This is a genomic window from Bacillus sp. N5-665 (assembly GCF_022637375.2).
Taxonomy (GTDB): Bacteria; Bacillota; Bacilli; order Bacillales; family Bacillaceae_G; genus Bacillus_A; species Bacillus_A wiedmannii.
In genome coordinates, this window is the sequence record NZ_CP093325.1 from 2,961,676 (window position 1) to 2,986,093 (window position 24,418).

Sequence of the window (24,418 nt, forward strand, 5' to 3'; positions counted from 1 at the left end):
TTATTAATGTTGATACACTTATTCATATGATGGATTCATGAAGCTATTTCTTTCAAAGGGGTGGCTTTTTTCTTACAAAAACTATTTATCAGCTTTTTATTAAATACTTCTAATTTAACAATCGTATTTATTTGCGTGTCATTATACATACGAAGATTACCTTTTACCATTTCATATAATCGCTATAAAGTAAGGCTAAAAAACTTATCTCCAAAGTTCTTTAGCCTAGTTCACTTATTTACACATTAAAAAATATAATTCGTACAACGGTACCTTTACCAACTTCTGAATGGATTTCTACACTATGTCCTAATTGTTTCGTAATTTCATATACAAGATATAGCCCCATTCCAGTTGATTCTTTAAAATCTCTGCCATTTTCTCCTGTAAAGAAAGGTTTAAACACTCTTGGTAAATCTTGCTTCGGTATCCCTACGCCATTATCGGCAATTTCAAGTATAACTGTATTACCTTCCTTACAAGCTTTCACTTTAATCTTTTCTCTACTACCTGATGAATATTTAATCGCATTCGATAGTATTTGTCCAATTAAAAATTGTAACCATTTCGCATCACTTTCTACACTAATGTCCTTATCAATTTTAAGCTCTGGATATACAAAATTCCGGATAAAGAAGCGTTTATGTTCATGTACAGAATCATTCACTATTTTATGTAGTTGTACTTTTTCCACATAAAAGTCTTGTGTAAATGCTTCTAAACGTGCGACATACAGAGCCATCTCTAACCCCTTTTTCAGCCTATCTGTTTCCTCATTTATACTTTCAAAACGTGAATCGACTTCATCTTGTGTAATTAATTCTATTACAGATAAAGGTGTTTTCATTTGATGAATCCACTGATTCATAAAAGTTAAATGATCATTATTTTTTCTCTCTTGTATTTGCAGCTGATTTTGATAATGTCGATATTGCACCTCAAGAAGTTCTTGAAGAGCATCAGATAAAGCTGCAAAATCTGATTTTTGAACAGATTCATCCAAAGAGTTCAACGGATTTGCTAATCGTTCATAGAAAGTACGATGAGTAAAATAACGAAATACTAAATAGCCTACCATAAAAAAGACACCTAAAAACATTGCATATAATGCCGTTGCAATATGGTTATGCCCATCAAACCAATATACAAGAAATATGGCTAGTAATTGGATTGCTGTAAAACAAATAAGTGGTATATGATCACGAATAAATAATCTTATCATTTCTCCATACCAGTATCCCAAGTAATATGTAATCTATAACCGACACTACGAATCGTTTCAATCGCATCTTCAATCTGTAACGTTTTTAACTTTTTTCGCACACGAGTTGTATTTACGCTTAAAGTATTATCATCAACATAAGATTCGCTATCCCATAATTTATTCAACAGCACTTCTCTACCCACAACACGCGGATAATTTTTCATTAACATTTCTAATAAAATGGCTTCGTTTCTCGTTATATCAATCCCTTGATTACGCAATTTCAATACAAGCCTTTCAGGATATAAACAAAGACCTTGTTGCTCAACCATCCGTTCTTCTACTTTCGGTGCATAATCTCCATAAGCACGTCTTAAATGACTACGAATTTTAGCCATTACCACTTCGTAATGGAATGGCTTTGAAATGAAATCATCACCACCGTTTTCTAGTGCCATAACTTGATCCATCGTACCTTCACGGGCTGAAATAAATAGTATCGGACATGTAGAAACTCCGCGAATTTGACGACACCAATAGTACCCATCAAAACTCGGTAAATTAATATCTAATAAAACTAACTCTGGTTGTTCTTCTAAAAAAATGTTTAATACATTTTGAAAATCCGATACAATAATTCCTTCATACCCGTATTTCGCGACATGTGTTGATAATAGTTCTGCAATTTTCATATCGTCTTCTACAATCATAATTTTAACCATGTGTTTACTCCTTTTTCGATCCACAATCTTATATTCAATTATATAAAATAAATACTACCTGTTTTTATATCATCCGTAAATCAAAAAAGGATACTTTTATACAACAGCATCCTTCTTCTATCATTCTTATTTAAGATGAAATTTACTCAAATTAAAACCTAGCTTCTCCACATAATTCATACCTAGTTCCATTCGTGCTGTTTTCAGTGGATCTACAACTTGGCAAACTCTTAAATCGCCTGCAGCTGATAATAAAAGTGTTGCATTAGCTTTAGACATTTCTAATTCCTTATGTAAAAATGTCACCATATTACGTACAGCGCGATTCGCTGCATCATCTAACAATTTCTCTGAAGCAATCGTCATTATTTTTTCTTTTTGGATCGCCATTGGTAGTGACCATTTCTTTCCTTTTATAATTTGAACTGTAACAGTTACCTCACCAGCAACCTCTACTCCACTAACACCAATTTCACCATCACCCATCGCCGCGTGTAAATCACCTAATGCTAATAGGGCACCAGGAACATTTACAGGTAATAATAATGTTGTCCCTTCTTTTATTTCTTTACAGTCCATATTCCCGCCGTGATCATGCGGTGTGCCACATGAAATACTCTCTTCTTTCGGCGCAGTACCAATAACACCGATCATTGGATTAATCGGGATTTGTAGTTCATTTGAAAACAAAACATGTTCATTATGTATTGGGACGATTTTCACTGTATTTTCGTTTAGATCTTCACCCATTACGCCAAGATTCGCTCCTGTAGTTAAAACACCTTGCTCTGCAATTTTAATCTTTTCAATCATTACAACTAATATATCACCAGGTTCTGCACCATTAATATATACAGGCCCAGTCGCCGGATTAATTCGGTTCCAATCTAATTCTTGAAACGCAACATCTTCAGATTCAATTTGATTTTCAAAGCAATCATATGTTTCAAATACAAGACGACTCCCAATTTCTACTTCCATACACGGCTTATTTTCTGGTGACATTGCGTAAATAATATGGTCTTTATGAATTCGATACACGTTATCTCTCCCCTTTTACATTAGTCTACAATTACTAATTAGCTTTTTTCATAAAAGCTAATTGTGAAAATTAATGAATTTACATATAGAAAAGCACTTAGCTTATTTTCATACATACACTCTTTACTATAACAGATAAAGAAAGGTGGTAGCACTATGCCCCTTATTCCATATAACGAAAGTGATGTTGATTTACTAGCTCGTTTAATTCGTGCAGAAGCTGAAGGAGAAGGTCGACAAGGTGAACAACTTGTTGGCTGCGTAGTAGTAAATCGTGTATTTTGTGATTGCTTAGATTTTAAACAGCTTCGTTCTGTACGTGACGCAGTATATCAAAGTCCCGGTGGATTTGAAGCAGTGCAATACGGATATTTTTATCAGCGTGCTCGTGATTCTGAAAAAGAAATTGCAAGAAAAGTTTTACAAGGTGAATGGCGCTGGCCAGCACGTTGGGCTCTTTGGTATTTCCGTCCAGTTGGTGCTTGTCCACCTGAATGGTATAATCAGCCGTTTGTAGGACAGTTTAAAAGTCATTGTTTTTATGAACCACGTGGTGATGAATGTCCGAAAATGTATTCACGGTAGCAAAATATGAAACGCAAGTACTTAGCTTAGATCTCTGAGTACTTGCGTTTCCTTTATTTTTTAGAAATCTAATAATGTGATGAATTTTTCAATGCCTACTACATGTATTAATAACGGTATACGTGGGCCGCTAGACTGATTTATTATGAGCCTATATATAATAATAAATAATTGTTTTTGATTTTCTTTCATTATTTTTTTATTTTCATGATGACAAATCGAATACAATTGTTCCATTAAGTTAGAGTAATCTTTGTTAGAACGAAGTATGTTGCAAACTTCTACTAGCCACTCTTTCTGTCTTTCATCTAATGTGTTGTAAAACTCTGTATTTCTCTCTAGATTTACCGCAATTAATTTTTCAGATTGAAAGTTTCTTATCCAATACTCTGCACGGTTACATATCGCTATCATAGCATCTAATGCATAACTCCTATCTGTTTTTTCTAATATACCTTGTAAAATAGATGAATCAAAATTTAATAGCGGTAACGTTCCAGCAACCTGATTAAACTTTGGATACTCTTTAAACCCGCTATCAACTTTAGAGAGTTTAATTGCATCAAATAAATCTTCATTTTTGAGCGTTTTATTTTCATAACTATCTTTTAATCGTTCATACTCTGTATAATTGCGAATCACATCTTCATCAAGGCCGATATGAAAAGCTGCGTTTGGTCTATATTTAGCAAACATAAAAAGAATCACTTCGGGCAAATACACTTTTAACAGCTCGCTAGGTGTAATACTATTCCCTGAAGAACTAGACATTTTTTTATGATTCCCTTTAATGCCAATGAAATCATAAGAAACATAATGAGGAGCTTCACGATTGAATATTTCCATCGCAATTTCCTTTGATACATTATAACTACCCGTTTCTGATGAATGATCTCTTCCGCCCGGTTCAAAAATAACATCCTCTATCATCCACCTCATCGGCCAATCGATTTTCCAATTCAATTTCATTATATTTGTATCTAAGACCGATAATTCATTTTGCTTTCCACATTCACATTCATACCGTACTGTTTTTAACACTTCATCAAAATGTGTAATCGTTGTTGCATCTTTCCCGCATCTCTCACAATATAACGTAACCGGATAAAAGCTCTCTCGCTCTTCTTCACTACACTCCCCAGTTTTAAATCTCATTAAAATATCATATATTTCTTTTCTTTTATATAAAGCCTCTAATATGTTTTTGTTATACCTTCCGCTTCTATATTCAGCATGTTGGTATATGAATTCCACTTCAATCCCAAATACTTGAAGCGATTTCTCAAACTCTTTTTCAAAATGCCCTGCATACGAATTATGACAGCCATATGGATCTGGAATATCACAGTATGGCATACCAATATATTTTGCAAAAGATGGATCAATATTTTTAGGGACTTTTCTAAACCTATCATAATCATCCCATGAAAATATAAAACGAGTCTTTTTCCCTAAATCTTGAAGTGCTCTTACAACGAAATAAGTCGTTATTATTTCGCGAAAGTTCCCGATATGAACAGAACCAGATGGACTTATTCCAGATGCGCAAACAAAAGTTTCTTTATTTGGATGTTTTCTTATTAATTCATGTGCTACTTCATACGCCCAATGCATATGTTATTCACCTCAATTATTATTTGTTTTCATATTTTCAAATTTATGCAATAAAAAAACTCCCACCCCCAAGATTATTCATCTTGAGGACGAGAGTTGTTAGCTTCGCGGTACCACCTCAGTTTGTTAATACGTCGCCATATTAACCTCTTCAGGTACGGCAAAATATGCTTATACCCTATCTCTATAACGGGAGAATCCGTCGCACCATCCCTAAACAAATTAGTTCCTTGCGCAGCTCCAAGTCTTTTTTCATTAAGATTTATACCGCTCATTCTCAGCAACCAGAGCTCTCTGTACGTAACCTTTCTTAACTACTCTTCTCTTCCATGCCACTTTATATATTAGTTTTTTTCATATGATAATTTATAATGCTTTTATTGTCAAACTTTTCCGGACATATAAGCTATCTAAATAAATGCTTTATCGCTTCTAATTGAATTTTGTGGCTACACTCATCGCAACAATAAGTTCCTTTCGGTTTCTCTTTAAATCGCTTATATTTTTCACTACCTTCGTAAACACGAAATACATTTTTACAAGAAAAGCAAACAATTTCATAAAACATCATATGCATTTTCCTCTCCATGTTTATACATTTTTTTAATCACTTAAGAAAATCAGTTTTCCACAGTAAGAATCTTAATATCTCTGGCTAAAAGGTTTACCTATATTCTTATCGAATTATACAAATATCTTATAAAGCGAGGTGAAAATCTTGATCAGTAATATAGAATTAGTTTTAGATGCTTTAGCAAGTTTTGCTAAAGGACCTCGTTAGAATGAAAGTATTGGAGTTGAAATACAATGAATCGTATTAATTACATAAGACACGAAGAAAAGAAATATCATGACCTTTGCTATGAACAATACAAATTATTTGAAACTGGCTCTTGGCTTTACAAACCGGTTAAAACAGTTATGGATTTAATAATGGATTACTTTGAAGGACAAAACAACTTGCAAGTACTTGATCTCGGCTCTGGCGTTGGAAGAAATAGTATTCCAATTGCACAAAAAATAAAAAATGCTAGTGGTACTGTTACATGTGTGGACTTACTGGATTCCGCTTTAACAAAATTACAAATTTATAGTAAAGAACATGATGTTTTTGAAGTTATAAAAACAGAACAAGCAGCAATTGAAAACTACTACATCCAACCTGATACTTTTGATTATATCGTTGCAATATCAAGTTTAGAGCATGTTCAATCAGAAGAAGATTTAAAAAACGTGCTCCATTCTATGAAAAAAGGTACAAAGACTGGTGGTATCAATTGTTTAATTATTAACTCGAACATACAAGAAATTGACTTACATACGAAAGAAGAATTAGATGCTTTAATTGAAATTAACCTTCCTACTGAACATATGATATATCTATTAAAAAGCATTTATAAGGAATGGCAAGAAATAAAAATTGAAATAAAAGAATTAGCTTATAATATAGTCCGAAACGAAAGACACATTCAATTAAAAACAAATGCTATTACTTTTGTCGTTCAGAAATAATAGTATAATAAAGAAGTGACTCTTTCTCTCAAATTCATTTTTATTGTACAAAATTTGTTACTTTATATATTTATTAATCAAAACACAAAAACCATGCTTCAGTATCATTAGAAACATGGTTTTTATTATTGATCATACTAAATTGCTTAGCTATTTAATGAATTCATTAACTGGAAGAAATGTTCAGGTTCATGTGTCTTATTTAATTCATACCATGAATGGAGTGTATCTGGCGCAAATACATCTAATGTTTTTAGAACTTCCATTGCAAATTCCAAAGGAGCTACTCCAGATGCAGTAATAAGATTTTCACCAGACGCTACAGGTCCCATTTCATATAAATTTTCCCCTTTATATGTAGGGCAAACCATTTTCATATAATCTAAACTATTACTTGTATGCTTTCTAGAATTTAAGTATCCGTAATTTGCAAGGCCTATTGTTGCACCACAAATTGCAGCCACAATAGTACCAATCTTTAAAGCTTCTTCAACTTTTTGCAATATGGGTTTATGTATGTTTTCAGTCCAAGTATTTCCTCCAGGTAAAATCAATAAATCATTACTCTCAAGTACACATTCATCTAGGGAAATATCTGGCTTTACGCTCAAGCCTCCCATTGAAATAACCATTTCTTTATTTATTCCAACTGTAACTACTTTAAAAGGTGCTAAACCCTTTTTAAAATATCTACCTGTATTAAGTTCAGCAATTAAATGTCCGTATTCCCAATCGGACATCGTATGAAATACATATAAATAAGCTTTTCTAGTTTGCATTCAATAACACTCCATTCACAACTTAATCTAATCTAGTCTTTTCTAAAAGATAATCTATTTATTATTTATAATTGCTTGTCGAGCTTTTTCTTTATCATCAAAATAAATAGTCGAATCCTTTAAAATTTGATACGTTTCATGCCCTTTCCCTGCAATCAAAACAATATCATTAGAAGATGCCATGTTTATTGCATGTTTTATAGCCAGTTCACGATCTAATTCTACTTTATAATTCAAATTATTATTCTGTGAAAATCCTTTTTCAATATCTTTCATTATTGCCTGCGGGTCTTCCGAACGTGGATTATCAGAAGTAATATAAACAAAATCACTATAACTTCCAGCAATTTCACCCATTATAGGTCGTTTTTTTCATCTCTATCCCCACCGCAACCGAAAACAGTAATAATTTTACCTTTTGAAAACTCGCTAATTGTAGAGAGGACATTTTCTAACGCATCGGGTGAATGAGCATAGTCCACGATTACAAGGAAATCTTGATTTTCGTCTATGATTTCCATTCTACCTTCAATGCTCTTTACATGAGATAAACTGTCACTAATGTTTGTAAGCGGAATACCTTCAACCAATGTAGCTGTTATTGCTGCTAATGCATTATATACATTAAAGCGGCCTATTAGATTTAGATGGATTTCTATTTCTCCATTAAAGGATGCAACTACAAAACGAATTCCTTTTGGGCTTAAAGTTATGTTCTTCGCTTGAACATCTGCTTTATTATGTATCCCATATGTGATAACCTCAGCTGAAGTAATTTTTTTAAAGTATTCTACCGACGGATCGTCTGCATTCAATACAACAAATTTTTTATCTGTAATAGAAAAGTCATTTCCTAATCTGGAAAATAGAAGGCCTTTTACTTGCTTATATTCCTCAAATGTTCCATGGTAATCCAAATGATCTTACGTTAAATTTGTAAAAACAGCGGTTTTAAAGTTACACCCTTTAACTCTTTCCATATGTAAACCTTGTGAGGTAACTTCCATAACACAATAATCTGTATTATGATTTTTCATCGTTTGCAAATTCCGCTGAAGTATCGGTGGTTCTTGCGTATTAATATCAGTAGGATACCATTTCGAACCAACTTTCACTCCGTTATTCCCCATAAGCCCTGTTTGAAATCCATAATCACTCAAAATCTTTTCAAGTAAATAGGAAGTAGTTGTTTTACCATTTGTTCCTGTAATTCCAATTAGTTTCATTTCATTAGATGAGTAACCATAGAAATGTGACGCAATAACTGCCATAGCATACCTAGCATCTTTAACAATTATTTTAGGTATTTCAATATTTACATCTCTTTCTACAATTAACGCCATAGCGCCATTTTTCACTGCATTTTCAACAAATTGATGTCGATCTTCAAGAAAACCATCGATACCTGATACACATATAAATAAATTTCCACTAGTTATTTTTCTAGAATCCATTTCTAATCCCGTAATTTCTACATTCATATCTCCAATGGTTTCTTTAATCAATAACAAATCCGCCAGCTCTTTTAGTTTCAAATCCCTCGCCCCCTTACAAATTTCCCCTACTTATTTTACCACTTTATATAAAATAATGGTTTAAAATTCCATATTAGTCGGATGAAATTTAATCATCTTCAATAAACAAAAAAATAAAAGAGCACTTGTTTCCGCAAGTGCTCTTTTTGGGGATTTTGAGATACCCTATTAACGAAAGTTAAGGTTACTTAAAGTTAATAGGTATTTCTATTATATGCTTGTCCTTTTTATTTGTGCATAATCAATATATAAGAATTTATATTAACACTAAATAATTTCCTTAATTACTATTTTAGAATAAAGGTTATTCAACTCATTGCAAATAGCCTAAAAAAGATAAGCCAAAACTATTATTAAAATATAAATTTAATATCATACATTACTTGTTCAGCTACAGTATCAGCTAATTGATTAACAAATTGATAAAACAAATACTAAATTTATTTTAAACCTAAAATCGGTAATACTGTGTAATTAATCCTATATCCTTCAAACCCTGATGGCTTCACATCGTATTCCCACTTATGGAAGCATTCTGTTAACATGTATCCTACTTTTCCTTTATTCTCGTCTGTATTATGATTAATATAGCCGCATTGTTGGTGCGAGGTAATGAGATCCCCAGAAATTTTCTCCACATTCTTAAAACGGCTAAGATCAGGCGTCACATCTATCCAACTTTGATTTGTTACTTTATCATAACGAGCTTTTAAACGATAAATAATCCAACCATTTGGTTGTTTAAGTACACTATTCTCTAAAGAGGCCTTACCTGAATAGTAAGTAAGTAACTACATCAATCTCAACTTCTTCTTTGTTTTTCATATCTTCCATGAATTGTACAACTTCACTATAATCTGTTTCTTTTAGTTCTTCCTCAAAAACACCAAGTGATACTAAAATTAGTATGAACGCTGTAATTGAAAATAAGGTAATGATTATCTGTTTTCTTGTCATGTAGTTCCCCCTAATTATATTAAACACTACACATGATATGGCTTTGAATATATTCACTCTAGTGTTCTAACGTTTTTCCTCCATTTTAAATTTCACCATAATTAACCACATTATTGTTTCTAGAAATACTAAATGAAAATCATATTTTCAACATGGTTAAACTTCATTTTAAGCAGACAACAGATAAGGTATACCTCGCCCATTACGATATGACTACCTACTAATCTTTTTCTTTTGTACAAGCGATTAATAGCCGAAATTTTCACAAAACATTTTGACGTATTACTTATTCCAATATAAAATTATATGCAAACAATCAAAATTAACCTAAAATATATAAAGGGTATACCATACTAACAGTTAAATGCTTAGATTTGTCCTTTTCCATAATTAACAAGGATAGAGTAACATGAAAATAGAGAACGAGTACCGTTACTAATCACATGCAGGTTCTTTGAAAATTACATTTTCATACTATAAACATAAATAAAAGGGGTACATATGAAATGAACGGTTTAATGGAAAATAATTTAAGAACTTTGTTCCTTCTCTTTGTAAGTATAATTGTACTAGTATTTCAAACTATTATTTTTGTAAGAATAGTAAGAAACTGGTTCAAAACCAAAAATATAGATAAATTAAAAGAAGATAAACAGTATATTAAAAAGCTAACTATAGTATACATAGCAATTATGGTAATAGGCGCTATTACAAACTTACCTTTATTCGGATTTATATTGTTAGGTTTTATGTCTAATACTATTATATTAATGTCTTTAAAGATAGAATTGTCTAATACAAAATCAAGTCAGTTGAAAACTGTGAAGAACTCAAAGCTCATGTTATGGTTTGTAATGAACACTATACACTTAGTGCTTTTCTTTGTTGAGGGGATAAAACTCATTAAACGTATATAAGGCGATACTTTGGGATAACGATACGAGTTCTTACGCATCACTTAATTACATTACATTGACAAATTTATAGAAGGGACTGTATCTTTTAAAAGAAACGGTCCCTTCTATAAATATATATGTATTAAAATTTATATTTTTTTACGGTACAAGGAATAGTTACAATGTACAAATCTATAGCATAGATTGTAACCCAAATACCTTTACCTTCAGCTTCTAACTTTTTATCTAATTGAGACAAATGCTCTGAAACTTTTCTTTTCCCCCATCTTCTAGGAAGCCATTGAAAAACCTTAGGAACATTATATTTCTTATTATACCAAGTATTCAATCTCCAGAAAATGAAAAAAAACAATACAATAATTATGATACGAAAAATATCAAAATATGAAATTCCTAAAATCATATTTTATTTTCTCCATTTCTTCTTTTTCTGACATTAAAACTCCACAAAAAATATCAAACACATTTTGTTTCTCATTTTATCACTGTATTTCCCCATATTTTAAGCGCTATCTAATCTTGTTTCTCTAGACCTATCTCTATTAAGACTTCTAATTCATTCATAATTTCTTGTGTGTTTTATTATTTATACATAATATACAATTAATATATACTAATTTTTTACAGGTCTTTTCTACATTTTATCATTAAGAAATTAATTGAAGGTTTATTTTCTACATTCTTATTTGGTTCATCAATTTCTGAAATCTGTACTAATCCATATTTATTAAAATCTTGCTTTATAGATTCAGAATCGTAGAAGAACATTTTTACACCTTCCATTATCTCATAATAGTCTTTATCCAACTGGTTTCCTTTTCCGTACATGGGAGCTTTTTTAGAAACGGTTGTAAAAATCAAATACCCGCCTGGTTTTAACTGATTATAACAATCTTTAATAAACTTCTCTCTTTCCTGCTCATTCAACAAGTGAAGAAGTGCATGACTAAATATCCCATCATAAAGTTTATTATCAAAAGGCATTTCGTTTACCGAACCGTGATACATACGAACATCTTCTAGTCCGTTTTGTTTTGCTAAATCAATGGCTGTTTTTGAAATTTCAATACCTGTTACATTTATACCATTTTCGATAAACACCTTTGCGTTTCTTCCATATCCAATACCCGGAACTAATATATCTTTAACGCTCTTTTCCAGAAAAAAATCTTTTGTCAAAATTGCAGATTCTGTAGGTTCAAATCCCCACATCGTTTGTTTCTCAATAAAGCTTGATTCCCAAAATTCCATTTTATTTTTATCTCCTTATTCTTATCTCATGTATAGCATCACATGAAAGACCTATTAATTTTAACGCTGCTTTTTTCACCACAGTCACTATAGGTCCATTGAATATAGCATATTAATAAGCCTATATCTATTTTAAAGATTGGTTGAATATGTATTCTAAATATTAACCATTACGTTTGTAGAAAAATAAAAAAGCCAATACTCCGTTGCAGTATTGTCTTTTTTAAAGAGAATTTATCTTTTTATTTTGTGTTGATCTAATATTTTTTCTAAAATTTCTAAAGTTATCGGTTGAGCTTTCTCTATTAATTGATAACCAATACGCCCATTCGGTTCAGCTGTAACTTGTTGTAAACACTTTAAATCATGAATTCCTTTTTCTCTTAATTGCATATATAGTTGTTGTTCCGACATTTTTGCTTTCATCAAATTCTCTTTTACAATTTCTCCATTCTCAACAATTACAATGCTACTGCCATTTAGGAATTGCTCCACCTTCTTTGATTTCAATTCAAAAAAATGAATGATAAGAAGTATGCTTGCAAATATTACAGCTGCAAATATAGATGGGACTACTTTCCTACTTAATACAGGCTCTACAATAATACGTCCAATTGAAACTACTATAATTATTTCAGCTCTCGTCATTTGGCTAACAGAATTACTACCTGTCATTTTTAATGCAATCATTCCAGTAAGAATTAAAATAATACTTTCCCAAATTATATTCATAATTGCCCAATCCTTTAATGGTGAATGTTACTAGCATTCCCATTAAAGTTGTATTTTACATACTTACCAAGTTTTTAAAGCCTTCAGACCATGATGGAAATATAGGGTTCCACCCATACTCTTTACGCGCTTTATTATTTGAAGCTCCTCTTTCCCAACTATTTTTACCAGTTTGAACTTTAGGCATAGGTGCCCCTATCGCTTCTGCATATATTGGTAACCATTCTTTACTAGCTGCCGGAAAATCATCCACAATATTTACGGTTCCCGTCGGCCAATGAAGAGCTAACATAGCTGCTCTAGCGGCATCTTCGACATGTAAAAACGAGCTTATCCCGTCTGATGCAATAATTTCATTATTACGAACTTGATCTGCTATTAATCCGTTTTCTGCATACCATGTGCCTGGTCCATATAGCGTACCGTAACGAAGTATAACCGCTTCTGGTAACTCAGAAACAGCTTCTTCTAATTTTAATATGCCATTAATAGTCACATGCCTAGACATAGGGACAGCAATATCTAGTGAATCTTTTTCTGCCGCAAATGTATCTCCTGGTTCATACACCCATGAAATACTTTGAGCGATTATTCTCTTTACCTCTACATTTTTAGCAGCATCAACAAGGTTACGAGTGCCTTCAATTCTAATTTCGGCATTATCCTCAACATTCCACGTAGACAATGACGTTAATTGATGAATGACTACTTTAGGAGTTGTTTCATTTAATACAGAAAATACAGCATGCCGATTAAATATATCAGCTATTACTGGGATAGCACCAACTTTCTTCATTACCTCTACTTGTGATTCATTACGAATCATTGCATATACCGTATGCCCCTCTTTTATTAACATCGGTAATAAAGAACGTCCTATTACACCCGTAGCACCTGCTACAAATATTTTCATATATATTTCCTCAATTTATTATCATAAATGTGACGAAATATATATGAAATACGTGACAAATAATTGCTAGATTTATTTGTTATTCATATGAAACGAACACTTTTAAAGGCTTCAACGCCCCTTCACTTAATTCCTTAAAACATTGTGTAAGTGCAGTGTAATGAATTTCATGTTGAAAAATCTCTTCTATCCATGGCGTCTGTTCTATTTGATTAAAAAACCAATCTGCATGTTTTTGATAATCATATCCGTCACTTGAACCAATGATTTGCAATTCTTTTCGATAAAAGTCGGCGATTAATGTTAAGTCTTCTATATTACCATCAGAAAGAATACATATAGCCCCATTACTTTTAATAACCTTTTGCAATGTGTGAAACCCTCTATTTGTAGCAGAACATTCCAAACCGTAATTATACGTATCTATAAGTTTCTCTTCCGAATCAAAGAGGTTTTTCGCACCAAACTTCTTTGCAAATTCTCTTCTATTTTTATTAGGCTCAACAACATCCACATGCTCAACACCTACATAGTATTTTAAAAAATAACAAGCGAGTAAACCGATAACTCCCATTCCAGTAATGAGTACTTTTTCATCACGTCGCGGGTCTAGCTTCAATACCCCTTTAGCAGCATCACACGAAAGAATAGATAATAAAGCAACTTTAGATTTTATATAACTAGGCACTCGAATTACTTTATCCCCTTTAACTATTCCTACCGTTTCATGCCCATAAAAAGAAACTACTTTATCACCTACGTTTAAATTTGTTACTTTATTACCAACTTGAATAACTTCACCATAACTTTCATATCCAGTTTTTCTTGGATACATAGGATTTGTATCTGTAACATCAGATTCTTTATACTGCGGTAACTCTGCTCCAATACTTATTGCACCTGCAATTGTTTTAATAATAATTTCCTCATCCTGTATAGACTTAATTTTACATGTTTCCCACTTAAGACGTTTTGATCCTACTAAAACTAATTTATTTTGTTCCATTTATAACCCTCACATTATATAAAAATATATTCTCACTAAATTTCAAACAATGTATAATAGATTCATCTAAAATTCAAGCTATAATGTTGGCTAGCAACCAACAGTGATAATATGATAATTGAATTTGATGGATATAGAATAAATGAGTATGTTATTGGCCGTAACTGTTCTCTAAACGAATTAAGAAGAATGTATTTACATGTAAAAAATGAAGAGATATCTAATGAAGATCTTCTAAGCTTATTTTGTGTACAGTACCATTATGAAAAAATTCCAAAATTACTACAAGAAGACATCACGAGCGATGTTTTCATTGATTTAGATACGGACTATATTTATACCCCTAATAGATAACAGTAAACTAGATTGAATGAATAGAAATTACGATTCAGCTAAGAGTTTAATAAAATAAGTAATTGTCCAAATTACTGTTGCAAATTGAGTGACAAAATACATTGTCCATTCAAAACCAGTCAATTTTCTCTCTCGTCTTACCTTTTTTAAATATCTGTAAAATATAAATGTACTTAAAAACATTAGTAACAACGATAATTGCTGTAAATCATCGACTATACGTACCCCCATAGACTCGATCACCCTCCTATTCAAAATAAATGCTATACTTTAAGGATATTATCTATTGGTAATTTATTTCCATTTAAAACAATTATGTCCTAAACAAAAAGAGCACTCAGCAATTGAGTGCTCTAAAAAGTATTAACGTAACACTTTTCTTTTACTTTTTATAACTCAGTTCTATCACTTCCGGTATATGATTACTATCATATTTCCTTGTATAGGGGTAACGTCACATGCCCATCAACTTAAGAATTCCAAATTACCCCAAAACAAAAAAATGAGCTTTTTTGCTACAAGTTAGCACAAAATTTCGTTCTGGGGGTATTTACTTTTCTTAGCTTGATAGCAATGTGGTAGGGCCCTATATTTGACTCTTTTTCTACACCTAGATATTCTAGAGTTCATTCTAACATAAGTGCAGCCTGTTGACGTGTGAGTGTGCCATATGGCGTGAACTTAGTAGCTGAAACACCTCGGATAATTCCTGTATCGTATAGGGCTTGTACATCATAATACCGGCTGCGAACGTAATTACATCAAGAAGATTAATGGAGCAAATAATGATTGCCCTGAATTGGTATGATAGCTGTTTTTGCAGAATTTGAGCGTGATATTATTCGTTGAAATTCTCTTCTTAAAGATAATATGTAAATACAAACAAAACCAGCAAAACACCGTTCCTATGTCGTACTGGTTTTGTTGAAGTCCATCTTGAATTGTAGCTAGTTCAACGTAATTGCAAATTCTGAGTTCGGTGCCCCAGCAATTACAACCGTTCCATTCTTCGGCAGTTTTACTTTGTTATTGCCGCTCACGATGGTAAAGTTGACGCATACTCCATTCTCATCATACACCGCGAACGCACCCTTTGATGGCAATGTCACGGTCATCCTTTTTCCTGCTGCCGCTTGCGGGATCGTAAACCATTTAGCATGCCCATTTGCTTGCAGCGTAACTTTGGATGATTGGCCAGCATCAAGTGGTTTTACGTTGGTTCCACTTACGTATAACAACCCGGCCATTTCCATATATTCATTGCCGCCTTCTGTATAGAAATGCGTTTCCGTCGTATCACGGCCATTCATCACGGGGATTTGGAGCTGATGCGTCGCGGTGTTCGGACCTGTAATTTTTCTGCCCTCCCAATAGCCCGCCAGGCCTTCCTTACGATTAATTTGTGTGGTAATAAGTTTCGGTTGTACGAGATATTCAATAGAACTAAATTTCTCATTCACAAGATAGAACTTAACACCTTCCCGCTTCGCCCATGCGGCAGCGGTTTTCTTCGATAGCACATTGTCTTCTAGTTTCTCGGCTAAATAGTGAGTCATCACACCTTGCCCTAAGTCTGGTGTCGATTTATATGTGCTCTCCCTCAAATAAGTTCTTCCATTCTTCTCGGTGACAAAGTTGAGCTTAGAAGTACCCTTCTCATTAATAAAGCTTCCATCCGCAGTATATACATATTTTTCTTCTTGATTAGATGGTAAGAACAGTTCTCCATTCTTCGTAATTTCAATTTTGAAATGAGTTTCGCTATTGCCATAAAATCCCGCTTTCTTTGCCACGTCTTGAGGCATCTTGACCTTAACCGGCTTGCCAAAAGATTTGTTAGGCTTGATGTTCTTAATTGTACCCTTCTCTTTAAGCGCGGCGAGCAGCAATTCCGTTGCCAGCAGTTGATTTATAGAGCTTCGTCCACCGGATGACAACACAGCCGCTGCCATTTTCTGTTCCGGAAGCACGACCAGTATAGCATGTTGCAGTGCCGTGTCGCCGCCCTTAGCCAAGCCTTTTATCCCATATTCACTGAATGGGTATAGTTTCACACTATCCCAGCCAAGACCATAGTTAAAAATATTATCTCCATCCCCCGGCCACATTCCTTTTTTATATTCCTCTTGCTCCATCGCCTTGACTACCTTATCAGAGAGGATCCCTTTTCCCTGTCCTATAAATAATTGTGAGAATCGTACCATATCTTCTGCCGTGGAAGAGACCCCTCCCGTACCAATCACATTCACAGATTCAATTGGAAGCTGCCCTTGGTACGCCGGAAAATAAAGTCCAGCCCGCTTTTCGTCCCTCCATTTGTCCTGCGGCGTTTTTGTATGATTCATCTTTAAGGGTTCTGTAAACCGTTGATGTAGAAATTTGGTAAAGCTCATACCGCTGACTCTTTCCACCAAAATTTCGGCCAGCGTAAAGCCATCGTTGCAGTATACCGAGAACGCGCCAGGGTCTGCTTTCAGGCTCTGGTTGGACAATTGCTGCAACAAGAAATCATGGGAATAGGTATCATTATCGTTAAATAAAAATGCATTACTTAACGTTGAACCTTGCAAGCCGGAGGAGTGATTCAACAACATACGCGGGGTAATGCGTTTGTACCGCACATCTTTCATATTAAAATCAGGAACATAGTTGACCACAGGAGCATCCAAATCGACTTTTCCTTCGTCGGCCAATTTCATTACAGCCGCTGTTGCATACATTTTACTGACTGAACCAATCCCGTATAGAGTATCTTTGGTTAGTGGCTGTTCCCCTTCCATATCGTTCTTTCCAGCCTGCCCCGACAAAGTAAGCTTGCCATTATCAATTAGCGCATACTGCACGCTAGTCGTCCCATGGGACTTCGTAAGTAGCGCAGCCTTCTCTGCTGCAATCTTCTTCAACTCTTGGCTAGCTACTTCTGCGTTAGATACAACTGTAGTCTTACTGTCAGAAAATGCTTTCGCCCCTGTTGGTAGAATCATAGTTAGCGCTAATGTAACGGCTAATACACCAGTTAGTTTATTTTTCATGAGGGAATTGCCTCCTTAGATAAGTGATCAATTTCATCATTTATTTGTTTAACTATGAAAATATGATAAAATTTATCTGTTCTTCCTTTTGGCTTACTTGCTAAATTCAGCAAGTAAAATATTTTTAAAAGGGTCAGGACTATCAGCATTAAGGCTGTTCAAATTGACAGCTAATGTATGCTTGCCTCCAAGTGTGCCTCCAGCAAAAGTAACAAACCCTGGAATGCTACCTCCGTGTCCCCATATTGAGACACCGTTTGGAAGCTTAGCTTCATAGATTCCAAGACCATATCTGCCAAGTGCAGCTTCTCCTGTTGGAACTGTAGTAAGCATTTGTTTTAGTTGCTGTTCTTTTAGTAATTTACCCCCAAGTAAATAAGAGAAGAATTTGTTTAAATCATCAGCTGTAGAAATCATATCTCCGGCCGAGCTCCCCATACTTGGGTTATAATCAGTAACATCTTTTGGCTCACTTGCTCTGTCTAATTGGATATATCCACGGGCATGCTTGATTCCTGGAATCACGCTTGAATTTCCGAGTAAGAATGTATTCGATAATTCAAGTGGTTCAATAATTCGATTTTCAATTTCTTCCGCATAGCTGTTACCAGTTACTTTTTCAATAAGAATCCCTAGTAATACGTATCCTGTATTTGAATACGACCAGCTCTTTCCTGGAGCAAAATCTGGAGGCATGGATATTCCCATCTTTACTAATTCTTCAGCAGTATAAGATTTTTTTGTATCCATGATATTAAAATCCTTTGACCTTGTGTAATTAGCGATACCACTTGTGTGGTTCAATAATTGCCGGATAGTAATCTGTTTATCATCATACCCGTTTCCTTGAATGACACCAGGCAACCATTTTTCAATAGAATCGTCTAGATTCAAGCGGTTTTCTCCTGCTAATTGAAGTATAACTGTTGCAGTGAACGTCTTTGTCACGCTGCCAATTCGGAATCGAAAATCTGTTTTCATTGGTTTCTTGGTACTTAGATCCGCTACCCCAGCTGCATAACTCCATGTTTTTCCACCCTTAGAAACTTTAGCAAGTATCCCCGGGAATCCAAGTTGCAATGTATCCCGCACTGCTTGCTTGACAGAATTACGATCTCGTTGAGTACTTGTTTGTACCGAACTAGATACACTTTGAGTAGGTTCTGCTTTTGCAATTAAGGTCGGCGTTGTGTATAACAGAGAACTTCCAGCTATTAAAAGGGCCAGACTTGCACATGTAATTTGACTACGTGTTTTCATAGGGCATTCCTCTCCTCTATTCATATTGTATAGGTGGTTTCTTGCTATTTCGTATTAACCACACAGCTACCATCTCCACCAATGAAAAAAGGTCAACATTGAATTCGTAATCATCTTCATATTTATTATTTTTACAAACGCTATTCTGTCCTGGGTAAATCCCTCTTTTTCCACATATATGTTAACCACATAAATTACTTCTTTTCCTTGAAACAGTCTTGTTACTGGTCTGTTTTTCATATATAAGTCATATCTGTTCCGCCTTTCACGCCTCTTTATATTTTTATCATACACAATGAAAATTTCTTTTTTCTTACCCATTTCTTACAAATTACTTACTTTCAAAATCGCTTTTATAATAGGATAGCAGGAACATCTGTGCCGTAAAGTTCAGTAAATATATTAATCAAAAAGAAACACAGTTTTTTTACTTCTGTGTTTCTTTTTACCATCCTTTTAAATATTAAGAGTCGATTTACCCTTAACAGGATGAATTCTGGCTCTTTTCTAATGTAATTTTTCTTCTTGCAATACAACACAAATGACATTGTGCTGCATGAAACACTCCTAACGTTGTTAAAATCACTGGTTTTTAAGTCAAAATTTATTTAACTTAGGGCGGATACTCCATATCCATCAGCTTAAGAAAAATAAACGCCCTTAAAACGAAAAAATAAGTTACCTTCTCAAAGTAACTACCTGTAGAAAAAGAAAATGTTCATTTAGGAGATATATTAAAACCTTAGCTTGATAGTAATGTGGGGCTACCCCACATCCATCAACTTAAGGAGAATAAACGCCACCAAAACAAAAAAAGCCCCAAATTTTTCTCGAAAATAAGGTGGGGCTTTTGAACCAGAAAAGTATATTTTTAACTATGAAAACTACGGTAAATTTTTCCTTTTTCCTACTTGCTAAATTCAGCAAGTAAAATATTTTTAAAAGGATTAGGACTGTCAGTTCTACCCAAACTATTCCAATTGACAACCAACGTATGCTTGCCTCCAAGTGTACCTCCAACAAGAGTAGTAAACCCTAGAATGCCACCTGTGTGTCCCCATATCGAGACACCGCTTGGAAGCTTAGTTTCATAGATTCCAAGACCATATCCATCGATTCCTTCTCTTCCTGTAGGAACTGTAGTAAGCATTTGTTTTAGTTGTTGTTCTTTCAGTAATTTGCCACCGAGCAAGTAAGAGAAGAATTTGTTTAAGTCGTCAGCAGTAGAAATCATATCTCCAGCCGAGCTACCTGCACTTGGGTTATAATAAGTAACGTCTTTTAGCTCACTTGCTCCGTCTGGTTGGTCATATCCACGGGCATGGTTAGTGCCTGGAATAACGCTTGAATTGCCAGGTAGGAATGTATTCGACAATTCAAGTGGTTCAATAATCCGATTTTCAATCTCTTCCGCATAGCTGTTTCTGGTTACTTTTTCAATAAGAATGCCCAGTAATACGTATCCTGTGTTTGAATAAGACCAGCCCTTTCCTGGGGCAAAGTCTGGAGGCAAAGAAACCCCCATCTTCACTAACTCTTCAGCCGTATACGATTTTTTTGTATCCGTAAAATCAGCGTCTTTTGACCTTGAGTATTCAGCGATACCACTTGTATGGTTCAATATATGCCGGATAGTAATCTTGTTACCATCATATCCATTTCCTTGAATGACACCAGGCAACCAGTCTTCGATGTAGTCGTCTAGATTCAGGCGATTCTCTCCAGCTAATTGAAGTACAACTGTTGCGGTGAACGTCTTCGTCACACTCCCAATGCGAAAGCGAAAATCTGTTTTCATTGGTTTCTTGGTTCTCAGATCCGCTATTCCAGCGGCATACCCCCACGTTTTTCCACCCTCAGAAGTTTTAGCCAGTATCCCCGGGTATCCAAGTTGCAATGTATCCCGCATTGCTTGCTTGACGGAAGTACGATCTCGTTGAGTATTTGTTTGTAACGAACTAGATACATTTTGAGTGGGCTCTGCTTTTACAATTGAGGTTGGTGTTGTATATAACAGGGAACTTCCAGCTATTAAAAGGGCCAGACTTGCACATGTAATTTGACTACGTATTTTCATAAGGCATTCCTCTCCTCTATTCATATTGTATAAGTGTTTGCTTACTGTTCCTTACTTCCTGACAAGACTTAGGGAAAGGCCCTCACGCATATAGATTAAAGCCCCAGTACAAAGGTATCTATCAATACCAACAATTTGAGCCAGTTAAATCTCCATCCCTTCTATTACAAAATTATTTAAAGGTATGAAAGCATATTATGTACCCTTATTTATTGTTAGGGTTAACACAACATGAGACATAGCCCCAACCCATATTTTACTTTATTTATCCATAATATGTATTGAGAAAGAATGTAAATTCGAATCCTTTTCGTACCCCAACTATTGATCGTTTTTTTCACCTATTATAATTAGTTATTTAGAATTTCATAATAAAAAACTGTAAAAAAAATAACGAGTCCCTTAACGTACAGGAAGCGGTTGAAAAATATGTCTAAACGCACAATTTTCTTTTTTTTGATATGGTGACCCCATCGCAATCAAGCTAAGGTTTTGAAGTACCCACTAAATGAAATTTTTCTTTCTCTACAGTTAGTTATTTTGAGAAGTCAGCTCATTTTTTTGTTTTTACGGTGTTTACTTTTCTTAAGTTGATGGGTATGTAACGTCACGAAAATACGGATTTACAACGTTTAGGAATTTTCAATACTAAAAAGCCCAACTTCACCGTTAATTAATAGAGAAATTGGGCTTTTTCATTACTCCATAACCATTTTTTAGTTATATTTAAAAACCATGCTTTGACATTGTCTAGAGCATGGTAATTATTTAAACAAATATAAATCTGCTAAGTTGATTTTTCAGCTCAGCTATTTAATGAATTCATTAACTCGAAGAAGTATTCAGGTTTATGAGTCTTATTTAGGTTATACCATGCATGTAATGTATCTGGTGCAAATACATCTAATTTTTTCAGTACTTCCATCGCAAATTCCAGAGGAGCTATTCCTGATGCAGTAACTAAATTCGCATCAGATACCGCAGATCCCAACTCATAGAACTTTTCTCCTTTATAGTTAGGACATACCATTTTAGTGTATTCTAAATTATTACTTGTATGCTTTCTAGTATCTAAGTATCCCCTATTTGCAAGGGCCTCAGTTGCACCACAAATTGCAGCAACAATAGTGCCAAGCTTTAAAGCTTGGCCAATTCTTTCCAAAATAGGTTGATGAATTTCTTCACTCCAAGTAGTCCCTCCTGGTAAAATTAAAAGATCTTTACTCTCAAGAGTACATTCATCAAGGGAAATATCTGGTTTTATGCTCAGTCCTCCCATAGTAGTAATCATTTCTTTATTAGCTCCTACTGTAATTACTTTTAAAGGTACTAATTTTTTTTTGAAATATCTTCCTGAGTTTAATTCAGCAATTAAATATCCATATTCCCAGTCCGACATTGTATTAAATACATATAGAAAAACTTTTTTTGTTTGCATCCAATAACACTCCAATCACAATTGATATGGCTATTATAATATAACTTCCCTGACAGTTAACGTCAGGGAAGTTATCATACTTGATGAAATTTTATTAATTCCGACAGAACTTCAATAAGTCTTTTCTTAAGACTTATTGGCTCAATAACTTTAATAGATTTATTGTACGGTAAAAGTAAATAAGGTATATATGTATGTATAATATCTTTTTCAAGAAGAAAAACTGCTTGATTTGAAGTCCGTTCTTGTAAATAATGTCCTAAAAACCAATGTTGGCAAATATCAGCCAATACACTTTTATCCCCACTAATAACCAAAGAAATAATCCCTTCCTTATCTTCTATAGTTGGAAGAAGATTTTTTATAAAAAAGTCACGTGCTGAAAAATTTTCTGGCCGGTTAAACTTATTTTCGGTTAGCATTAAACTTTCAATTCGATCTACTCTAAAACTACGGATATCATTCCTAAGATGACAAAATCCAATCACATACCACTTATTATTCCAATAGATAATTCTGTACGGATCGACCAATCTATAATCTAATTGCTTTTTGCCACTTTTATAGTAAAGAATTTTTACTGAGTACCCGTCAGTTACGGCCTGCTCCAATTCCTTCAAAAAATGTTCCATAGAGAGTGAACTACATCGACTTATTACTTCTAGACTACTTAAATGTTGGTTTATCTTTGCTTCCTGCTCTTGATTTGAGTATTTACTTAGTTTTGAAATGGCCCTATTTAATGCTTCACCTCCATAATATCCGGCTTCTTCTGCAAAAACAGCAGCGTGAAATAGTGAAGTTTGCTCCTCAAAATCAAAAAAAAGAGGAGCCTCAATAAAATTGTTCAATAAAGTGTATCCACCGTTATGTCCTGGTTCTGAAATTATAGGTACGCCACTTGTTGAAATTGTATCAATATAACGATACACAGTCCTTATATTCATCTCTAACTTTTCTGAAATTTGTTTTGCAGTAATTTTTTCACCTGAGCGAAGCATCCATAGAATCGCTAACATATTGTCAATTTTAGGCATGTAATTCCACCTCTCTATGGAATTTATTCTCTATTAAATATTTCTGATTTTTGGTATAACTCATCAACTGTTCCTTTCCGAAGCTTTCTATATAATGAGGCCCTAGACACATTTGTAATTTCACAAATGTGATTTACAGTCATATCTCCCTCTTAATAAAGCTTTACTGCATAGTTCATTCCTGCATGATTTTTATGGTATTTCTTTAACCGACCTTTAAATTTTCCTTCTTTCTTATTCAGTTCAATCCCTTTATGTTTCCGCCTACGGATCAGATCACGTTCTAATTGGTTTACACCCGCTATAACCCCGTAATTAAGAATTGGCTGTAGGGATTACCTTCTGATAAATCTAGCCATGTATCTTTTAAGGATTATAATTATCATCTTTATTATAATATGCAGTTACAACAATGGCTTCAATTATTATAGCGATACACACAAACAAGAGAA

Annotated in this window: 24 protein-coding genes, 2 pseudogenes and 1 other annotated feature; of the genes and pseudogenes, 4 read left to right on the forward strand and 22 right to left on the reverse strand. The window is 33.9% G+C overall.

The window, feature by feature from the left end:
- Window positions 1–238: 238 nt before the first annotated feature.
- The 3 genes from MNO09_RS17895 to MNO09_RS17905 form a co-directional block, all read right to left on the reverse strand.
- Window positions 239–1,222, reverse strand: a complete 984-nt coding sequence (locus tag MNO09_RS17895) for a sensor histidine kinase (RefSeq protein WP_000620165.1) — start codon at window positions 1,220–1,222, stop codon at window positions 239–241.
- Window positions 1,219–1,926: a response regulator transcription factor gene (locus MNO09_RS17900; RefSeq protein WP_078183862.1), complete on the reverse strand. Its 708-nt coding sequence runs from the start codon at window positions 1,924–1,926 to the stop codon at window positions 1,219–1,221. The genes MNO09_RS17895 and MNO09_RS17900 overlap by 4 nt, the downstream gene beginning before the upstream one ends.
- Before the next feature lie 126 nt (window positions 1,927–2,052).
- A complete protein-coding gene (locus MNO09_RS17905) occupies window positions 2,053–2,967 on the reverse strand; it encodes an acetamidase/formamidase family protein (RefSeq protein WP_000285655.1) in 915 nt (304 codons plus the stop codon).
- A gap of 156 nt (window positions 2,968–3,123) precedes the next feature.
- Between MNO09_RS17905 and MNO09_RS17910 the strand changes: the two genes are divergently transcribed.
- A complete protein-coding gene (locus MNO09_RS17910) occupies window positions 3,124–3,552 on the forward strand; it encodes a cell wall hydrolase (protein ID WP_001128408.1) in 429 nt (142 codons plus the stop codon).
- Between the two features lie 60 nt (window positions 3,553–3,612).
- On the opposite strand, the gene lysS is transcribed toward MNO09_RS17910, so the two are convergent.
- Together lysS and MNO09_RS17920 are read right to left on the reverse strand one after the other, a co-directional pair.
- Complete coding sequence (gene lysS, locus MNO09_RS17915; protein WP_098116398.1) at window positions 3,613–5,166, reverse strand: lysine--tRNA ligase; 1,554 nt, start codon at window positions 5,164–5,166, stop codon at window positions 3,613–3,615.
- 82 nt (window positions 5,167–5,248) lie between these two features.
- Window positions 5,249–5,505, reverse strand: a binding site (T-box leader).
- A 67-nt stretch (window positions 5,506–5,572) separates the two neighbouring features.
- A complete protein-coding gene (locus MNO09_RS17920; RefSeq protein WP_000551050.1) occupies window positions 5,573–5,743 on the reverse strand; it encodes a DUF2197 domain-containing protein in 171 nt (56 codons plus the stop codon).
- 230 nt (window positions 5,744–5,973) lie between these two features.
- Here MNO09_RS17920 and MNO09_RS17925 point away from each other — a divergent pair, with 230 nt between their 5' ends.
- Window positions 5,974–6,678 carry a class I SAM-dependent methyltransferase gene (locus tag MNO09_RS17925; RefSeq protein ID WP_001079942.1) on the forward strand — a complete coding sequence of 235 codons (705 nt, stop codon included), beginning with the start codon at window positions 5,974–5,976 and terminating at the stop codon, window positions 6,676–6,678.
- Between the two features lie 146 nt (window positions 6,679–6,824).
- Here the strand turns inward: MNO09_RS17925 and MNO09_RS17930 are convergent, their stop codons facing one another.
- From MNO09_RS17930 to MNO09_RS17945, 4 genes and pseudogenes are all read right to left on the reverse strand, one after another.
- The gene (locus MNO09_RS17930) at window positions 6,825–7,457 is read right to left on the reverse strand and encodes a type 1 glutamine amidotransferase family protein (RefSeq protein WP_001194782.1); all 633 of its coding nucleotides are present in this window, start codon (window positions 7,455–7,457) and stop codon (window positions 6,825–6,827) included.
- A gap of 54 nt (window positions 7,458–7,511) precedes the next feature.
- Window positions 7,512–8,992: pseudogene (locus tag MNO09_RS17935) on the reverse strand (UDP-N-acetylmuramoyl-L-alanyl-D-glutamate--2,6-diaminopimelate ligase).
- 440 nt (window positions 8,993–9,432) lie between these two features.
- Window positions 9,433–9,660: a hypothetical protein gene (locus MNO09_RS17940; protein WP_241950034.1), complete on the reverse strand. Its 228-nt coding sequence runs from the start codon at window positions 9,658–9,660 to the stop codon at window positions 9,433–9,435.
- Window positions 9,661–9,760: 100 nt separating this feature from the next.
- Window positions 9,761–9,949: a hypothetical protein gene (locus MNO09_RS17945; RefSeq protein WP_241950035.1), complete on the reverse strand. Its 189-nt coding sequence runs from the start codon at window positions 9,947–9,949 to the stop codon at window positions 9,761–9,763.
- A gap of 506 nt (window positions 9,950–10,455) precedes the next feature.
- On the opposite strand from MNO09_RS17945, the gene MNO09_RS17950 reads away from it, so the two are divergent.
- A complete protein-coding gene (locus MNO09_RS17950) occupies window positions 10,456–10,866 on the forward strand; it encodes a hypothetical protein (protein ID WP_001013790.1) in 411 nt (136 codons plus the stop codon).
- A gap of 121 nt (window positions 10,867–10,987) precedes the next feature.
- On the opposite strand, the gene MNO09_RS17955 is transcribed toward MNO09_RS17950, so the two are convergent.
- The 5 genes from MNO09_RS17955 to MNO09_RS17975 all read right to left on the reverse strand — a co-directional run bounded on the left by MNO09_RS17955 (window position 10,988) and on the right by MNO09_RS17975 (window position 14,768).
- Window positions 10,988–11,269, reverse strand: coding sequence for a hypothetical protein (locus tag MNO09_RS17955; protein ID WP_000600376.1), 282 nt, complete (start codon window positions 11,267–11,269; stop codon window positions 10,988–10,990).
- A gap of 218 nt (window positions 11,270–11,487) precedes the next feature.
- Window positions 11,488–12,117 (reverse strand): class I SAM-dependent methyltransferase, encoded by a 630-nt coding sequence (locus MNO09_RS17960; protein ID WP_000397613.1) that lies wholly within the window; start codon window positions 12,115–12,117, stop codon window positions 11,488–11,490.
- Between the two features lie 234 nt (window positions 12,118–12,351).
- Entirely contained in the window at window positions 12,352–12,849 is a 498-nt protein-coding gene (locus MNO09_RS17965; RefSeq protein ID WP_001021693.1) for a DUF421 domain-containing protein, read from the reverse strand.
- A 55-nt stretch (window positions 12,850–12,904) separates the two neighbouring features.
- A complete protein-coding gene (locus MNO09_RS17970; protein ID WP_000689428.1) occupies window positions 12,905–13,762 on the reverse strand; it encodes an NAD-dependent epimerase/dehydratase family protein in 858 nt (285 codons plus the stop codon).
- A gap of 79 nt (window positions 13,763–13,841) precedes the next feature.
- On the reverse strand, window positions 13,842–14,768 hold the full coding sequence (locus MNO09_RS17975; protein ID WP_000437354.1) for a zinc-dependent alcohol dehydrogenase: 927 nt from the start codon (window positions 14,766–14,768) through the stop codon (window positions 13,842–13,844).
- Window positions 14,769–14,879: 111 nt separating this feature from the next.
- On the opposite strand from MNO09_RS17975, the gene MNO09_RS17980 reads away from it, so the two are divergent.
- Window positions 14,880–15,122, forward strand: a complete 243-nt coding sequence (locus MNO09_RS17980) for a hypothetical protein (RefSeq protein WP_078183833.1) — start codon at window positions 14,880–14,882, stop codon at window positions 15,120–15,122.
- Window positions 15,123–15,149: 27 nt separating this feature from the next.
- On the opposite strand, the gene MNO09_RS17985 is transcribed toward MNO09_RS17980, so the two are convergent.
- The 8 genes and pseudogenes from MNO09_RS17985 to MNO09_RS18020 form a co-directional block, all read right to left on the reverse strand.
- The gene (locus MNO09_RS17985) at window positions 15,150–15,353 is read right to left on the reverse strand and encodes a hypothetical protein (RefSeq protein ID WP_000538967.1); all 204 of its coding nucleotides are present in this window, start codon (window positions 15,351–15,353) and stop codon (window positions 15,150–15,152) included.
- 395 nt (window positions 15,354–15,748) lie between these two features.
- Window positions 15,749–15,829 carry a hypothetical protein gene (locus MNO09_RS17990; protein WP_081339392.1) on the reverse strand — a complete coding sequence of 27 codons (81 nt, stop codon included), beginning with the start codon at window positions 15,827–15,829 and terminating at the stop codon, window positions 15,749–15,751.
- Window positions 15,830–16,069: 240 nt separating this feature from the next.
- Window positions 16,070–18,154, reverse strand: a complete 2,085-nt coding sequence (locus MNO09_RS17995; RefSeq protein ID WP_070168850.1) for a serine hydrolase domain-containing protein — start codon at window positions 18,152–18,154, stop codon at window positions 16,070–16,072.
- A gap of 93 nt (window positions 18,155–18,247) precedes the next feature.
- The gene (locus MNO09_RS18000; RefSeq protein ID WP_000857826.1) at window positions 18,248–19,414 is read right to left on the reverse strand and encodes a serine hydrolase domain-containing protein; all 1,167 of its coding nucleotides are present in this window, start codon (window positions 19,412–19,414) and stop codon (window positions 18,248–18,250) included.
- A 907-nt stretch (window positions 19,415–20,321) separates the two neighbouring features.
- A complete protein-coding gene (locus tag MNO09_RS18005) occupies window positions 20,322–21,491 on the reverse strand; it encodes a serine hydrolase domain-containing protein (protein ID WP_000702509.1) in 1,170 nt (389 codons plus the stop codon).
- 805 nt (window positions 21,492–22,296) lie between these two features.
- Window positions 22,297–22,929 (reverse strand): type 1 glutamine amidotransferase family protein, encoded by a 633-nt coding sequence (locus MNO09_RS18010; RefSeq protein WP_001193603.1) that lies wholly within the window; start codon window positions 22,927–22,929, stop codon window positions 22,297–22,299.
- 74 nt (window positions 22,930–23,003) lie between these two features.
- The gene (locus MNO09_RS18015; RefSeq protein WP_001124127.1) at window positions 23,004–23,966 is read right to left on the reverse strand and encodes a helix-turn-helix transcriptional regulator; all 963 of its coding nucleotides are present in this window, start codon (window positions 23,964–23,966) and stop codon (window positions 23,004–23,006) included.
- A 23-nt stretch (window positions 23,967–23,989) separates the two neighbouring features.
- Window positions 23,990–24,339 (reverse strand): annotated as a pseudogene (locus tag MNO09_RS18020) (helix-turn-helix domain-containing protein); the annotation flags it as partial.
- Between the last annotated feature and the right edge of the window lie 79 nt (window positions 24,340–24,418).